General features: G+C 65.2%; 10 protein-coding genes and 1 tRNA gene. 6 read left to right on the top strand and 5 right to left on the bottom strand.

Going from position 1 to position 15,511, the window contains the following annotated elements:
- The first annotated feature begins 104 nt into the window (after positions 1 to 104).
- A tRNA-Ser gene (locus tag ACWCOP_RS00815) sits at positions 105 to 194 on the top strand.
- 665 nt (positions 195 to 859) lie between these two features.
- Positions 860 to 1,354, top strand: coding sequence for a CC0125/CC1285 family lipoprotein (locus ACWCOP_RS00820; protein ID WP_478249320.1), 495 nt, complete (start codon positions 860 to 862; stop codon positions 1,352 to 1,354).
- Positions 1,355 to 2,040: 686 nt separating this feature from the next.
- Here ACWCOP_RS00820 and ACWCOP_RS00825 read toward each other — a convergent pair.
- The 5 genes from ACWCOP_RS00825 to ACWCOP_RS00845 form a co-directional block, all read right to left on the bottom strand.
- Positions 2,041 to 2,352 carry a winged helix domain-containing protein gene (locus ACWCOP_RS00825; protein WP_478249321.1) on the bottom strand — a complete coding sequence of 104 codons (312 nt, stop codon included), beginning with the start codon at positions 2,350 to 2,352 and terminating at the stop codon, positions 2,041 to 2,043.
- A gap of 3 nt (positions 2,353 to 2,355) precedes the next feature.
- The gene (locus ACWCOP_RS00830; protein WP_478249322.1) at positions 2,356 to 2,547 is read right to left on the bottom strand and encodes a hypothetical protein; all 192 of its coding nucleotides are present in this window, start codon (positions 2,545 to 2,547) and stop codon (positions 2,356 to 2,358) included.
- A 76-nt stretch (positions 2,548 to 2,623) separates the two neighbouring features.
- Entirely contained in the window at positions 2,624 to 2,818 is a 195-nt protein-coding gene (locus ACWCOP_RS00835; protein ID WP_478249323.1) for a helix-turn-helix domain-containing protein, read from the bottom strand.
- A gap of 91 nt (positions 2,819 to 2,909) precedes the next feature.
- A complete protein-coding gene (locus ACWCOP_RS00840; protein WP_478249324.1) occupies positions 2,910 to 3,554 on the bottom strand; it encodes a hypothetical protein in 645 nt (214 codons plus the stop codon).
- A complete protein-coding gene (locus ACWCOP_RS00845) occupies positions 3,547 to 4,770 on the bottom strand; it encodes a tyrosine-type recombinase/integrase (protein ID WP_478249325.1) in 1,224 nt (407 codons plus the stop codon). The genes ACWCOP_RS00840 and ACWCOP_RS00845 overlap by 8 nt, the downstream gene beginning before the upstream one ends.
- A gap of 506 nt (positions 4,771 to 5,276) precedes the next feature.
- On the opposite strand from ACWCOP_RS00845, the gene ACWCOP_RS00850 reads away from it, so the two are divergent.
- The 4 genes from ACWCOP_RS00850 (at position 5,277) to ACWCOP_RS00865 (ending at position 15,478) form a co-directional block, all read left to right on the top strand.
- Positions 5,277 to 5,624, top strand: coding sequence for an HPF/RaiA family ribosome-associated protein (locus tag ACWCOP_RS00850; RefSeq protein ID WP_478249326.1), 348 nt, complete (start codon positions 5,277 to 5,279; stop codon positions 5,622 to 5,624).
- A gap of 50 nt (positions 5,625 to 5,674) precedes the next feature.
- A complete protein-coding gene (locus ACWCOP_RS00855; protein ID WP_478249327.1) occupies positions 5,675 to 5,917 on the top strand; it encodes a hypothetical protein in 243 nt (80 codons plus the stop codon).
- A gap of 408 nt (positions 5,918 to 6,325) precedes the next feature.
- Positions 6,326 to 11,761 carry an AMP-binding protein gene (locus ACWCOP_RS00860; RefSeq protein WP_478249328.1) on the top strand — a complete coding sequence of 1,812 codons (5,436 nt, stop codon included), beginning with the start codon at positions 6,326 to 6,328 and terminating at the stop codon, positions 11,759 to 11,761.
- Positions 11,762 to 11,806: 45 nt separating this feature from the next.
- A complete protein-coding gene (locus tag ACWCOP_RS00865; RefSeq protein ID WP_478249329.1) occupies positions 11,807 to 15,478 on the top strand; it encodes an SDR family oxidoreductase in 3,672 nt (1,223 codons plus the stop codon).
- The last annotated feature ends 33 nt before the right edge of the window (positions 15,479 to 15,511 follow it).

The following is a 15,511-nucleotide window of genomic DNA, read 5'->3' on the forward strand; positions in this document are numbered from 1 at the left end:
AGGCGCGCAGAGTCAATGCGCCCGGCGCCCTGGCCTGGATGAAAACGGGCGCCGCAGCCTCTTGATTTCACCGCGGCGATGGGCCAAACACCGCGCTTCCGCTCGGAGAGGTGCCGGAGTGGTCGAACGGGGCGGTCTCGAAAACCGTTGAGCGTGCAAGCGTTCCGAGGGTTCGAATCCCTCCCTCTCCGCCAGCGCTTTCTAAAAGCGCTATTTAAGACAAGGTGCTAGGGGTATAGCCTATAGTCCAGCCCCAACAAATGCCCTAACAGCGTCTCGCGCGCGTGCGCGTAGTGTTCCCGAAACTCGCTCACGGGCCGGATCAAAAATCAGGGCGTTTATGAAGCGCGGACCCGCGCGCCGGTCTCTGCTTTCCAGCGTCTAGAGATTCGCACGCCGCCCATATCCTGAATTGGGGATGCGGGAATTTAATGCTCTACGCCTATTCAGCCCGGGGCGTCGCGTCGCTGCGCTACGCAAGGGCTCCACGCCGCGCCGCCCCTCGCGCTGGTGTGTGCTATTGTCCCCGTGTGAGATAGGGAGGCGGAGTTGGCAAACGACTATCAGGAAGTGCTCTGTGAAGAATGCCGAGAACGGCTCTACAGTGAGTATTGCAGACGAAAGGTCGAGCTTGCGGCTCTTTCAGGTTGGAGAGCCTTTCTCCATCGTCTGTTGTTACCAGGTTATCACAAGGCACCTCACTTTCAGGGTGACCGGTACGGCGCTGTGGACCAATAAAGCTCTCGCGGTCCGCTAGGCCACCGGCTTGCGGCGTGCTTCGCTTGCGGCGGGTTGCTTAATCGCCTGCTAGATGTAATCGTTCCTCCAGTTTTCAGGAACAGAGAGTGGGGGTAGGTTAATGCGCTGGTTGGCTATCGGTGCCGCACTATTTGCGGCCTCCTGCACAACATACGGCGAGATGGGGTATGCCGGGGGCGTAGAGCACCGACAAGTTGGCCAGCAAGTCTACCAGATCCGCGCTAGCGGCAACGCTTTCTCGCGCCTCGGCCAAATTGAAGATTTTATCTTCCTGCGGGCCGCTGAAATTGGTAGGGAGCAAGGCTTCAGTCACTTCGCCCTACTCACTGACGAGAGCGGATATCGGTCAGAAACAATTACGACTGGCGGTTACAATTATTCTGGAACCACCAATTGCTTTGGAAGCACCTGTAACACCCGCGGCAACATCACCGGTCCCACCACTTCCACTGTGAGCAAGCCTGAAGCCGAAATGCGTGTAATGTTTTTTGCACCGCAGCAGTTTGCGGCCTTGAGTGCGCAAGAGCAGGCGATGACGTTGGCGGTTGATGATGTCTGGAACGAGATTGCGCCGGAACACCTCGACATAGATTGACGCCCACTGCATTACTTGCGCCGCGCTGCGCTTGGCACGCGCCTAACTATAGGCGGGTTGAATCGCCGCGCATCCTCTCTTGCGCTCCAGCGTGTCCAACCCTGCCCCGCCTAATCTTTTCAGCCTCGCATGCGCGGATTCCGCCGCGCGCTGCGCTCCGCAGAATTTGCGCCCCGTACGGCTCAATTTTTGCGCCGTTCTCCGGGATAGGGCGAGACGGTAAACCGCAAATTCTGCGCCGTTGAATTTTTCTTTGGGCGCCATTGTTCGTATCGCTGGGGCTCCGCCTTTCTTATCTCGGTTGGATAGCGGGCGAGCGAGACCACCCGCCCCCGCGCGCCCTTCGGCCCGGTGAACGCGCCGCGCCGCTCCAGGACAAACCAGCCACGCTCCAGACAGTCCTTCACCACGGCGCGTGCGGTGTTCTGCGAACAGCCCAGAATGGCCGCAGCGTCCGCGTCTGATAGCTGAAAGGCGTTCAGCTTGTCCGGGCGGTACGCGGCGAGGACGTGGCAGACCAAATCCCGCCCCCGGCTGCAAAGGCTCCGCCACGCCGGAAGGCGATACCAGCTCGCATAAATCCGGGCGTGCGGAGGCTCGCGGCTTGGCCAGCCGCTTTGTGAAATTGTCATCTGTCAGGATACGGCAGGCGCTGGGGGCGAGCGCATGGCCCGCCCCCTTGTCGCCTAGTCGCCGCCTCCCTCGCTGGAAGGCGCGAGCGCCCGGATGGAAACGACTTCGTGCAAGACATAGCGTGCATGCGTGCCCGCAAAGGGCGGCCCGTGGCGTTCGTTCCGCGTCTCGATATTGAAACCGAGGCGGCGCAGATTGAACACATAGGCGGACCAGCGCGGGCCAGGCGTTGTGATGGGCGTAACGCCCTTCGGCCCGGCCTGCGCCAGCTTCTCTAGCGCCCAGGCGTCGCGGCCGGTCAACAGGACGCCGGGGCGCCCGCGCTCGCGCTCGCGCGGAAAGGTCGCGAAAATGGTCTTGCTCATCGGCTAGTCCTCCCCTTTTAGGCCCGCAAGTGCGGCGTAGAGCCTCACGGTCGCGTCCGGGCGGAACGGCATGCGAGAGCGTACGAAGCGCTCGGCATAGGACATGCGGCGGGTAGCGTCTCGCCGCGCCGCGAAGCGGAATAGTGGCAAGTCGTGATGATTGCGCGCACGGGCGCGCTGGCGTAGGGTCGCCATCGTTCTGGACCTCCATGCAACGTTTGTTCGGAACACGCCCTGGCGCTGCGGCAAACAGCGCTGGGGCTTCAAGATTTCAGGGCTGATTGGTCACGGCGGACCGCTCCAAAAGCGCGTCCATCGCATCGCGCCGGATCAGGCGCCGCGAACCGATTCTCAAGCTATCAAGCGAGCCGTCAGCAAGCAGGCGATAAATCTGCGAGCGCGAGACGCCGAGATAATTGGCCGCGTCGAGAACCGAGTACGCGGCGCGCTGGGCGGTGTCTGGCATAGTGCCCTCCACTCTCCGCCGCTGAACGTCTCAGCGGCTTCAGGAGGACTTCTATAGAATGCATGAAACGCAGCTGAACAACCCGATTAAATCAGTCTTTTTGGCGTGCTCGTTCGAGAGCGAACATATATGCCGCAGCTCTATGAGGGAGGAGCTTAGCTGCAACAGCGTTGAAATCGATTTCAACAGATCGATAGCTTTCCTCTATGGCGCGTATTGAGCCCTGGGCGGGGGTGCCAGCAAGCAGTCTCTCTGCGATAGGAAAAGCATGAGAAACCACCTTGAGCGGATCACGCTCTAAGACCCTCTCAAATTCATTCATGCTCGCTTCGTTAATTTGGAGGTAGCGATATAATCGGAAGGCGCTTCCCTTTAATCCAAATCCCTCGTCTTTATTGGTATTTCCATAAATTATTGTTTTGACCGCATCATGCCTGACGATGGCGGTGTTTGCAGCTATATCAGCCTTCAAAACATTATTAGATCGACCTTTGGCGCCGAGAAAACCACTATTGAGAGCATCGAATGCAAAGGCGGTCGCCATTTCTGCCGCCCAGTCAGGAATTTCGCTACGAGCCTCGGCAGCAATTAGAACCGCCTCCAGCCATGCAAGCGGATTTTCTTGGTCGAGCCATTCCACAGCCTCGTCCATCGAACTTGCGACTTCACCTGTTGCCTCTACTCGGCGTCGGTTGGCCGCTACGAGACCGCGTATGAAGTGAAGTCGCTTATCCATGGAAAATCTGCACTACTTTCGCCGGCCGAGGATTCAGCGTTCGCGCCCAAGCCTCCATCATCCGCCGCCGTTTCTCCAGCGCATCGCCGCGTCGGTATGCGCGCTCCACCGCATCGCCAACCGCGTGCGCCAGCGCAGCTTCGGCAAGCTCGCGCGGGAACGTGCTCGCCTCGCCCGCCCAGTCGCGGAAGCTGGAGCGGAAACCATGAACGCTGGCCGTGCTCGCCGGTATCTTCATCCGGCGCAGAACGGCCGCAAGTGACATGTCAGACAGCGCCTTGCCCTTGGTTCCAGGAAACACCAGCGCCTCCGCCTCGCCGCCTGTCAGCGGCTTGATGGCCTCCAGAATGGCGACGGCTTCGGCCGTGAGCGGAACGCGGTGAACCTTGCCCGCCTTCATCCGCTCGGCGGGAACGGTCCAGACGTGTTTTTCAAGATCCATTTCAGCCCAGCGGGCGCCGCGCACCTCGCCGGACCGCGCCGCCGTGAGTATCAGGAACTCCAGCGCGCGCGCCGATACGCCCTCGCGCTTTTTTAAGGCGTCCAGAAACTCCGGCATGTCGGCATAAGGCATGGCCGGGTGATGACCACGCGTTAGCTTCTGGCGCGCCGGTAGCAGATTCGCCAGATGGCCTTTCCAGCGCGCCGGGTTCTCGCCGTCGCGGTATCCCTTGGCCTTCGCCGCGTCGAGAACGCGTTCGATCCGCCCGCGAAGCCGCGAGGCGGTTTCCGGCTTATCGCTCCAGATGGGTTTGAGCACGCCCAGCACGTCCTCGGTTTCGATCCGGTCCACGCTGATATGCGCCAGCGCCGCCGCATCGTTCTCCAGCGTCGCTTTCCATTGCTCGCGGTGTTTGGGGTTGCGCCATTGCGGGGCGAGGCTTTCGACCACGTCCGCCGCGAACGCTCCGAACTCAGGAATGGCCGTGGAGGCGCGTTTCGCCGCGATGGGGTTCACGCCCTCCGCGACCTTGCCGCGCGCGTCTGCGGCCCCCTCACGCGCCTTGGCGAGCGAAACCGCGCGCGCCGAGCCGAGACCCATTTCCTTCAGCTTGCCGCGCCAGCGGAACAGGAACACCCAGCGCCGCGCGCCACCGGGTCCGACGCTGAGATAAAGCCCGCCCCCGTCGCCATGGCGCCCAGGCTTGGCGTCCTCGCGCATAAGCGCGGCGACAGTGCGCGCGCTCATCTTGTTCAGCATCCGGCTTCCGGCCATCGTTTCCGCCTCGCGCGGGGCGTCTGCCCCAACATCTGCCCTAATAACTGCCCCAACAAAGAACTGCGATTATGGGGAATGCGCTGGGACGTGTCGAGACAGAAAAGCCGGAAATCCCTTTAATTGCTTAGCTTTTTTGGACGCGAGGAGAAATGGAGAAATGCCGGTTTGACGGACTCCCTCTCCGCCAGCGGTTTTCCAAAACGCCGATGTCCCCTTGAGATCTCCGCGCTGAACCCGTTGCGCCCGGCGCCGGGCGCCCACCCCAGTCTGTTCAAAGCTCACTCTCCCGCCCGACCTGAGCGGCGGGCGTCCGCAGGAACCAACGCCGGGTTCAGGCTTTGCACTGGCACCGGTCCATGAGTCTGGAGCCGACGCCTGCCGCGGTTCAAGTCATCGCCGGCCGGCCTCCCCTCCTGTCATGGCCGCCGGCGTCACACATTGATCGGCTGTCTCCCTCTTCGGGCTCTCCGCATTGGGCGGCGGGTCGATAAAGGGAGCCGCTCATGCAAATCCAGGTGAACACCGACGAGAATATTGACGGCGGGGAGGATCTCTCCACCAAAGTTTCCGACGAGGTCCATAACCGGCTGGACCGCTATAGCCAGCACATCACCCGCGTTGAAGTCCATCTTAGCGACGAGAACGCCGACAAGGGGGGCGGGCACGACAAGCGCTGCCTCATTGAAGCGCGGCTGGAGGGGCGCCAGCCCGAAGCGGTCAGCGCCGAGGCCGAAACGCTGAAGGGCGCCTATACCGAGGCCGCCAAGAAGCTGCAGCGCGCCCTGGAGACGACGCTGGGCAAGCTCAGTCACGCCAAGGGCGGCGACACCATCCGTACCGGCGAGCACTGACCGCGCGCCGAGCCCCGCTTCCCTTCACCTTGTCAGGCAGGACCCCGATCATGACCGATCAGACTCCCAAGGCCCCAGAGACTTCCGAGACCCTCGAGGCGACCGGGACTCCCCCGGCCCGCACCGTGCTGCCCGCCACCGCGCCCGAGGCGGACGCGGTGGATCGCCCCGGCTTTGATCTTGGCGGCTCCACCGGGGAGACGCGCGCGGGAACTGGCGTGGGCCTTGGCCCCGACGCCGGCGAGTCCCGCCGCGATCGCCGCCTGCCCGGACGCCGTCCCCGGCGCCGATAGAGGCTTGCTGAACGACGGCGCGCCGCCGGCCCGGATTTTCGTCCGAGACCCGCAAACCCCCGCCGCTCGCGTCAAGGCGGGCGGGGGCGAAACCGCGTGCGCGCGGGACTTTGCGGTCAGGTATTGATCGGTTCAGCGCGCGCAAGGCGACCAAAACAACTGTAAAGCCAATAGACTAGAAAAAATTAAGGCGCCGCCTTTGCTGTCCATGGACGCGCCGCTTTTCCTCGGCTAACGTTTTGTTATCGGCGCTTTTTCAAGCCGGATCGCGTCTGCATCAACGAACGCGGCCGGCTGTTTTTATGGCGCGTCGGTGTCGTCAAGGGGAGAGGCGTTCTGAGTAATCCAGTCACGAGTCCGAGTGGGCCTGAGCGCAACGCGATCGTCAACGCCGACGCCTGGCGCGCCATGCGTGAGGCCTGCCTTGACGATCCCGGCCGCTTTCATGGCGATCTGGCCAAGCGAAATCTGTGCTGGCTTCTGCCCGACCAGGGCGATGCCGGCGTCTGGGCGTATTTCGATGCAGCGAAAAACGGCTGGACAGGCTGGGACGCGCGCACGGGCGCGGCGGTTGATCTGGACCTGCCGGAAAGCTTCGAGCCCTGGGGCCGCGCTTTCAACGGCGATGATCCGCCCAATTTTCGCTGGTTTGAAGGCGGGCTCACCAACGCCGCCTTTAACGAGGTGGACCGCCACGTGCTGGCCGGCCATGGCGACGAGGCGGCGCTGATCTTTGAAGGCGATCGCTGGAACATGTCCGACAATGACGGGCGCGGCGGTCCGGTGGACGCCTACGAGGTGTCGCGCAAGCGCCTGCTGTTGGAGAGCGCGAAATGCGCCTTAGCGCTTAAAGCGCTGGGCCTGAAGGCCGGCGACCGCATCGCGCTGAACATGCCCAACATCCCCGAGCAGATCTTCTGGACCGAAGCGGCCAAGCGGATGGGGATCCTCTACACGCCGGTGTTCGGCGGCTTCAGCGACAAGACGCTGTCGGACCGCATCGCCGACGCCGGCGCGCGCGTCGTGGTCACCGCCGACGGCAGCTATCGCAACGCCCAGCTTGTGGCGTTCAAGCCCAGCTATACCGATCCGGCGCTGGACAATTTCATCGCCGTGTCCGTGGCCCGCACCATCCTGAACGCCACGCTGGACGATCCGGCGCTGGGCGTCACCGACGCGGATGCGGCCCATATCCGGCGCGCCGTGGACGAGACGCTGGCCGGCGAAGTCACCGTGGAGCGCTCCGACGTCATGCGCGGGGTGGGCCGGGCGCTCACCGAAATGGGCCAGACCGGCTCGATCAGCGCCGAGCAGGCGGCGCGCCTGCGCATCGCCGCGGCCGCCGCCCTGGTGGATTCTCCGCCGCGGGCCGACACCGTGATCGTGGTGCGCCATACCGGACAGGCGGAGTTGAACTGGACCGCCTCGCGCGATCGCTGGAGCCATGAGCTGACCGACGCCGCCGGTCAGGGCCTGCTGGACGCCGCGCGGAAGGCGGGTTTCGACGTCGCCGACGAAGACGCGCTGATGGCGCTGCCCGACGACGAGTTCGTGCGCGCGATCTGGTCCGCCTGTCCGCCATTGCCGGTGGACGCGGAGTACCCGAACTTCATCATCTACACGTCGGGCTCCACCGGTAAGCCCAAGGGCGTGGTGCACGTCCATGGCGGCTATTGCGCCGGGCTCGCCGCAACCATGGCGGTCTCCTTCGACGCTCGTCCCGGCGACGTGATGTATGTGGTGGCCGATCCCGGCTGGATCACCGGTCAGTCCTATCTCATCGCCGCGGCGCTTTTGACGCGGGTGACCTCGGTGATCGCAGAAGGCTCTCCGGTCTTCCCTCACGCCGGGCGCTTCGCCTCGATCATCGAGCGCTACAAGGTCGATATCTTCAAGGCGGGCGTGACCTTCCTGAAATCGATCATGTCCGATCCTGAAAACCTCAGCGATCTGCAGCAATACGACCTGTCTTCGCTACGCGCGGCCACGTTCTGCGCAGAGCCGGTCTCGCCGCCTGTCCAGGCCTTCGCCATGGAGCATCTCACCCCCTGGTACATCAACTCGTACTGGGCGACCGAGCATGGCGGGATCGTCTGGACGCATTTTTACGGCAACAAAGACTTCGAGCTGCGCGCCGACGCGCACACCTATCCGCTGCCCTGGATCCTGGGAGATGTGTGGGTGGAGGACGCAGAGGCCGGCCGGTCAGCGGGCGGGGCGGCGGTGCTGAACCGAACGGAGGCCGGCGGGGCGCCATGGCGCCGGGCCGAGCGCGGCGAAAAGGGCGAGATCGTCATCGCCCTGCCCTATCCCTATCTGGCGCGCACGATCTGGGGCGACACGGCCAACTTCGCCGTGGAGACCTCAGGCGCCGGTGCGCACGTGAAGACCGGCTGGGCGGGCGATGCCGAGCGCTACGCCGACGCCTACTGGCGGCGCTGGAACGGCGCCTGGGCCTATACGCAAGGCGATTTCGCCATCGCCCATGACGACGGCTCGTTTTCGCTGCACGGGCGCTCGGATGATGTGATCAACGTCTCCGGCCACCGCATCGGGACCGAGGAGATCGAGGGCGCGATCCTGCGCGACAAGGCGCTGGATCCCAATTCTCCGGTGGGCAATGTGCTGGTGATCGGCGCGCCCCACCGTGAAAAGGGCGTCACGCCGGTGGCCTTCGTCACCCCGGCGCCGGGCATGAAGCTCACCCTTGAGGACAAGCGACGGCTCACCGATCTGGTGCGCACCGAGAAGGGCGCGGTCGCCGCGCCGTCTGATTTTCTCGAAGTGCCGGAGTTTCCCGAAACTCGCAGCGGCAAATACATGCGCCGCATGGTGCGGGCCATCGTGGAAGGCGGCGATGTCGGCGACGTGACGACGCTGCGCAATCCTGAAAGCCTGGATGCGCTGCGCCGCGTGGTGGACGAGTGGCGCACCCGCCAGAAATTCTCCGAAGACCAGAAGCTGTTCGAGCGCTATCGCTACTTCCTGGTCCAATACAACACCGCCGCCAAGGGCAAGCGGGTCGCCACCGTCATCGTCAACAATCCGCCGGTGAACGCGCTGAACGAGCGCGCCATCGACGAGCTGGCGACCATCGTCGAGCACCTGTCGCGCAAGGATGATGTGGCCGCCGTGGTGTTCACCGGGTCGGGCTCGAGCTCGTTCGTGGCCGGCGCCGATATCCGCCAGATGCTCGAAGAGGTGAATTCGGTCTCCGAGGCCATGGCCCTGCCGGCCAACGCCCAGCTCGCCTTTTCAAGGATCGAGCGGATGACCAAGCCCTGCATCGCGGCGATCCAGGGCCTGGCGCTGGGAGGCGGCATGGAGTTCGCGCTGGCCTGCCATTACCGCATCGCCGAACCGACCGCCCGGTTCGGCCAGCCGGAGATCAATCTGCGCCTTCTGCCGGGCTATGGCGGCACGCAGCGCCTGCCCCGCCTGCTCGCCGACCGCGACCCGGAGCACGGGCTGACCCGCGCGCTGGAAATGATCCTGGGCGGCCGGGCTGTCGACGCCGAGGCGGCGCTGTCTCTGGGCGCTGTTGATCAGCTCGCCGACGGCGCCGAAGACGTTCTGTCGCTCGCCCATGCCGCCGTGCGTGAGTTCGTGCGGGCCGGCGAAGACAGCACGCTGGGCCGCGCCTTCACCGAACGCCGCGCCGCGTCGGCGCGCTGGGAGGGTCCCGGCGAGGCGGATCTGAACGCAGCGCTTGAAGACCCGTTTGTCGGGCGCATTCTCAAACAGCTGGACTGGGCCGGCCGCGACAAGGCCGGGGCGAGGGCGCTGGACGCCATCACCACCGGCTGGCGCTCGGGCATGTCGGTGGGCCTCAAGCGCGAGGCGGAGGTTTTCGCCGAAGCGATCATTGATCCTGAAGGCGGCAAGACCGGCATTCGCCTGTTCATGGACAAGCAGGCCCCGCCGCTGCCCGTGCGCCGCGACGGCGTCTGGATCGACGCCGAGCACGAGCCGCGCAAGAAGGCCTTGATCGAGGCCGGCGAAATGCTGGCGGTGGGCGCGCCGTTCTATCCTGGCGTCACGCCGATCCCCGAGCACCAGCTCGCCTTCGGCGTCGCCCGCGACCCCGATACCGGCGCCCCGCGCTTTGGTCCGCCCGCCACCCATGAGCGCGAGCTGATCGTGCCGGTGCGCCGGCCCGAGCCCAACGAGGCGCTGGTCTACATGCTGACCTCGGAGGTGAATTTCAACGACAACTGGGCGCTCACCGGGATTCCGGTTTCGCCGTTCGACTCCCATGACGAGGACGTGCAGGTCACCGGCTCCGGCGGACTGGCGCTGATCGCCGCGCTGGGCGCCGAGGCCAAGGCCGAGGGCCGCCTGAAAGTGGGCGATCTCGTCAATGTCTATTCAGGCACCAGCGAGCTTCTGTCGCCCGCGGCCGGCGATGATCCCATGTACGCCGGCTTCGCCATTCAGGGCTATGAGACCAGGACAGGGAGCCACGCCCAGTTTCTGAACGTCCAGGCGCCGCAGCTTCACAAGCCTCCCGCCGATCTGACGCTGGAGCAGGCGGGCGCCTACACGCTCAATCTGGGCACGATCACGCGCTGCCTGTTCACCACGCTGCAGATCGCGCCGGGCAAGACGATCTTCGTGGAGGGCTCGGCCACGGGCACCGGTCTTGATGCGCTGAAAAGCAGCATCCGCACCGGGCTTGCGGCCACCGGTATGGTGTCGAGCGAGGAGCGCGCAGACTTCATCACCAAACAAGGCGCTATCGGCGCGATCAACCGCACTGATCCTGAGATCGCCGACGCCTTCACTCCCGTGCCCGATGATCCCGACGCGGCGAAAGCCTGGGAGGCCGCCGGTGAGCCGATCCTGAAGCGATACCGCGAAATGAATGGCGGGAAGCTTGCTGACTTCGTGGTTAGCCACGCCGGCGAGCGCGCCTTTCCGCGCAGCTTCCAGCTCCTGGCCGAAGGTGGGGCGCTGGCCTTCTACGGCGCATCTTCGGGCTATCATTTCAGCTTCATGGGCAAGCCCGGCGTGGCCGCCCCGGACGAGATGCTGGCCCGGGCGGGCCTGCGTGGCGGGGAATCGGTCCTGCTCTATTACGGCGCCGGATCCGATGAGCTCGCCGATCAGCGCGGGCTTGAGATGATCGAGGCGGCGCGCCTGTTCAAGGCGCGCATCGCGGTGGTGGCCTATACCGACTCCCAGCGTGAGTTCCTGCAATCGCTGGGCCTGGAAGACGCGGTGGAGGGTGTGGTGAGCCTGGAGGCGCTCAAGCGCCGCGACGGCGAATTGTTCGAATGGCCCGAAACCATGCCGCGCCTGCCGGATTCCAAGACCGATACCGAAGCGTTCAAGCGCGGCGTGCGCGACTACCAGCAGAAGACCCTGAAACCCTTCGGGTCGGCGGTGGGCAAGCTTTTGCGTTCGGCGGGCAATCCGCGCGGCGCGCCGGATCTCGTAATCGAGCGCGCAGCGGTGGACACGCTGGGCGTCTCCTCCTCGCTGGTGCGGCCGTTCGGCGGGCGCGTGGTTTACGCCGAGGAGATGTCCGGCAAGCGCTATACGTTCTACGCGCCGCAGGTCTGGACGCGTCAGCGGCGCATCCTGATGCCCACGGCGTCCATTCTGGGCACGCATTTGTGCAACGCCCACGAGGTGACGGTGATGAACACCATGGTGGCGGCCGGGCTTCTGGACGTGACCGAGCCCACCGTGACCGCCTGGGAGGGCCTGCCCGACGCCCACCAGGCCATGTGGGACAACACCCATTCGGGCGCGACCTACGTGGTCAATCACGCTTTGCCGGCCATGGGCCTGCGCACGCGGGACGAACTTCTGGAGCATTGGGCGGCGAGCGCGCCTTAGCGCTTGCAAGCGGCCCCGGTTTTTTAATTCAGGGAGACGGCGATCATGACAAAGAAAAGTGACGCCGCCGCATCAAGCGCGGCGAAGATGGAATCTGGCCGGCTTGCGGGCAAAGTGGTCCTGATCACCGGCGCGGCGGGCAATCTGGGCAGCGAGATGGCGCGCCGGTTCGCCCGTGAAGGCGCCGTCCTCGTCATGACCGGCCGCACGAAAGAGCGCATTGAGGCGGCCCGCGACGCGGTGATCGCCGAGACCGGCGTTCCGGCTGATAATGTCGACGTGGTGGTGCTGGACGGCGGGGATCCGGCGTCGGTGCGCGCCGCCATGGACGAGGTGAAGACCCGCCATGGCCGCATTGACGTGCTGGTGAACAACGCAGGCTCGGCCGGTCCCAAGCAACCGCTGGATAATGTGCCGCTCAACAAGGCGGAGATGGAGGCCAATGGCGACGCGGAGACCGTCGGCGACGCCATGCGCAATATCCTGGCGGTGACCTGGAACATGGCGCGCGCCTGCGCTGATCTGATGCCGCCCGGCGCCTCGATGATCAACATCTCCACGATCTTCTCCCACACCCGCTATTACGGGCGCACCGCCTACGTGGTGCCGAAGGCGGCGCTCAACGCCCTGTCGACTCAGCTCGCCCACGAGTTCGGCGCGCGCGGCGTGCGGGTGAACACGGTGTTTCCCGGCCCCATCGAGAGCGACCGGATCCGCACCGTCTTCGCCGCCATGGACCAGATCCAGGGCCTGAAGGACAACACCACGGCGGATTATTTCATGGGCCGCATGTCGCTCAATCGCAGCCGCGACGGCGAGCCGCCCAAGAAAGACCTGCCGACCCCGGCCGACATCGCCCAGACCTGCCTGTTCCTGGCCAGCGAGGACTCCGCCGCGCTCAACGGCGAAGAGATCGACGTCGCCCACGGCATGAGCGTGCGCAAGGAATCGCGCTCCACCTACAAGGCGCGGCCGTCTTTGCGGGCTCTGGACGGCGCGGACCTCAGCGTGCTCATCGTCGCTGGCGAAAACTGGGAGGACGCGCTGGAGACCGCGCGCATCCAGATCGGCTGCGGCGCGCGCGTCCTGCTGGGCATGGCCCGCGAGGCCGACGCCGCCCAGGCGAAGGCCCGCACCAAGGCGCAGGGCCTGGTGGACGGCCTGACGATCGTACGGTTCAACCGGTCGGAGCCTGAAAAGATGAGCGCGGAGCTGGAGGCGTTCAGCACCGAGCACGGCCCGGTGACCAGCGCCATCGTGCTGCCGGTCAAGCCGGCCCAGTATTTCGCCGGCGCGCTTCTGGACGCTGAGGACGCGGCGATCAACGAATTCATGGATGTGGAGCTGCTGGGCGCGGTGTCGGTGGCGCGCACCCTGTCGCGCTACTGGAAGACGCGCGACGATCTCGATCAGCCGCCGCGCTGCGTGTTCATGACCAACGCCAGCGACGGCTCGGGCGACGTCTACAACAAGGTGCTCGCCGCCGGGATAACCCAGCTGGTGCGCATCTGGCGCGACGAGGCCCGCGTCGACGTGCAGGCGGGCCGCGCCGACCATGCGGTGTGGGGCAATCAGATCGTCCGCTTCAACAATCGCGAGGCGGAAAACATCCGTTTCGCCGCCGGCCACGCCACGCGCATCGTGTTCAAGGAACAGAAGATCGCCGAGATCGATCTCTACGTGCCTGAAAACATCGGCGAGGAGACCGGCGCCAGCAGCGCCATGGTGGGCTTTGCCGAGAACATCACCGGCCTGCATCTGGGCAAGGTGGCGCTGATCACCGGCGGGTCGGCCGGCATCGGCGGCCAGGTTGCGCGACTTCTGGCGCTGGCGGGCGCCAAGGTGATGATGGTGGCGCGGCGCGAGAGCGAGCTTGACGCGGCGCGCGCGCGGATCATCGGCGAGCTTCATGATATCGGATTTTCCGGCGTGGAGCGCCGGGTGCGCACCATGGCCAATGTGGACGTCAGCGATTTCAAATCGCTGAAAGCCGCCCTCGACGCCACGATAGAGGCCTGGGGCCGGGTGGATTATCTGATCAATAACGCAGGCGTGGCGGGCGCCGAGGACATGGTGGTCGATATGGATATCGACGCCTGGCGCTTCACCCTGGACGCCAATCTGATCTCCAACTTCTTCCTGACCCATCACGCAGCCCCCCTCATGAAGGCCCAGGGCGGCGGCTATGTGCTCAATGTCTCGTCCTATTTCGGCGGCGAAAAGCTGCGCGCGGTGGCCTATCCCAACCGCGCCGACTACGCCGTTTCCAAGGCCGGCCAGCGCGCCATGGTGGAAAGCTTCTCCGAGTTTCTCGGGCCGCACATCCAGTTCAACGCCATTGCGCCGGGTCCGGTGGACGGCGACCGCCTGTCGGGCACCGGCGGCAAGCCGGGCCTGTTCAAGCGCCGCGCGCGCCTGATCCAGGAGAACAAGCGCCTGAACTCGGTCTATGCCGAAGTCATCAAGTCGGTGCGCGAGGGCGCCGATCTTGTCACCGTGCTGAACCGGCTGGCCCATAACACAGCGGGTGTCCTGTCCCACGACATGCAGGCGCCTGAAGGCCTGCGTAAGCTCGCCCTGCAGTTTGCGCGTCAGGGCGACGGGGTGTGCACCTGGGACCAGTATCTTCTGACCCCGGCGCTGGCCGGGCGGCTTCTGTCACGCCTGAACACGGGCGGCTATCTTCTCGACGCGCCGAAATGGCGCGAGATCGCCAAGGCCGGGGGCGACTGGCTGCAGATCGCCCCGCCCGAGGGCGCGCCCTTCCTGCCCGAGGCGCTGATCGAGAAGAACGCCGTGCAGATCGGCAAGGGCGTCAGCTCGCAGCTGCATCTGGGCGCCATGCCCACCGAGGCCGATGTGGCCCAGGCCACCGTCTTCTATCTCGCCGATCGCGCCGTGAGCGGACAGACCTTCATGCCGTCAGGCGGCCTCAACGTGGAGCGCTCCACCGTGGAGCGTGAAATGTTCGGCGGGCCGCGTCTGGACCGCCTCGAGCTGCTGCGCGGCAAGACCGTCTGGTTCGTCGGCGACCATCTGGGCGATTACGTCGCCGCCTCGGCTCAGCGCTATGTGGATGAGTGCGGCGTCGCCGCCGTGATCGTGCTCGCCAGCACCAAGCAGGGCGGCAAGGCCATCCAGGACAAGGTGACCGGAGAGGCCGCCAAGTCGATGCATGTGCTGGTGACCGGCGATGACGTGGAGGGCGCCATGGACACGGCGCTCGGCAAATGGGGCCGGCCCACCACCGTGGTGTCGCTGCCCGGCGCTCCTCTGCCCAACACGCTGTTCGAGGATGAAAACCCGCTCAGCCCGGAAGCCTTCGCCCAGGTGGTGGACGAAAACCTCACCCGCCATTTCCGGGTGTCGCGCAAAGCCTCGCTCTATGACAGCTGCCAGCTCATCCTGGTCTCACCCGACGTTCCGTTCGGCGACACCAAGCCGGCCCACGCCATCGCCAACTTCATCAAGACCACGCTGCACGCCTTCACCGCGACGCTGGCGGTGGAGAATGAGCGCCTGGTGCACAACGTGCCCACCAATCAGATCAATCTGACCCGGCGGGTGCGCTCTGAGGAGCCGTGCAATGATGACGAGCACGAGGAGGAGATACGGCGCTTCACCACGGCGGTTCTGCTCCTGGGCGCGCCGCTGCCGGACTCCGACGACTCGCGCTATCGCGCCCGGATCTATCGCGGCACGTCCATGACCGTTTGACGGCAGGCAGGGTGTGACGGCGGGCCTTCCGGC

It is taken from the genome of Apolloniradiicaulis salifontis (assembly GCF_053756655.1).

Excerpts from the sequence above, each read along its gene's own strand:
- ACWCOP_RS00820 (WP_478249320.1), top strand. The coding sequence starts at position 860 with ATGCGCTGGTTGGCTATCGGTGCCGCACTATTTGCGGCCTCCTGCACA.
- ACWCOP_RS00825 (WP_478249321.1), bottom strand. The coding sequence starts at position 2,352 with ATGAGCAAGACCATTTTCGCGACCTTTCCGCGCGAGCGCGAGCGCGGG.
- ACWCOP_RS00865 (WP_478249329.1), top strand. The coding sequence starts at position 11,807 with ATGACAAAGAAAAGTGACGCCGCCGCATCAAGCGCGGCGAAGATGGAA.
- ACWCOP_RS00830 (WP_478249322.1), bottom strand. The coding sequence starts at position 2,547 with ATGGCGACCCTACGCCAGCGCGCCCGTGCGCGCAATCATCACGACTTG.
- ACWCOP_RS00835 (WP_478249323.1), bottom strand. The coding sequence starts at position 2,818 with ATGCCAGACACCGCCCAGCGCGCCGCGTACTCGGTTCTCGACGCGGCC.
- ACWCOP_RS00860 (WP_478249328.1), top strand. The coding sequence starts at position 6,326 with ATGCGTGAGGCCTGCCTTGACGATCCCGGCCGCTTTCATGGCGATCTG.
- ACWCOP_RS00850 (WP_478249326.1), top strand. The coding sequence starts at position 5,277 with ATGCAAATCCAGGTGAACACCGACGAGAATATTGACGGCGGGGAGGAT.
- ACWCOP_RS00840 (WP_478249324.1), bottom strand. The coding sequence starts at position 3,554 with ATGGATAAGCGACTTCACTTCATACGCGGTCTCGTAGCGGCCAACCGA.
- ACWCOP_RS00845 (WP_478249325.1), bottom strand. The coding sequence starts at position 4,770 with ATGGCCGGAAGCCGGATGCTGAACAAGATGAGCGCGCGCACTGTCGCC.
- ACWCOP_RS00855 (WP_478249327.1), top strand. The coding sequence starts at position 5,675 with ATGACCGATCAGACTCCCAAGGCCCCAGAGACTTCCGAGACCCTCGAG.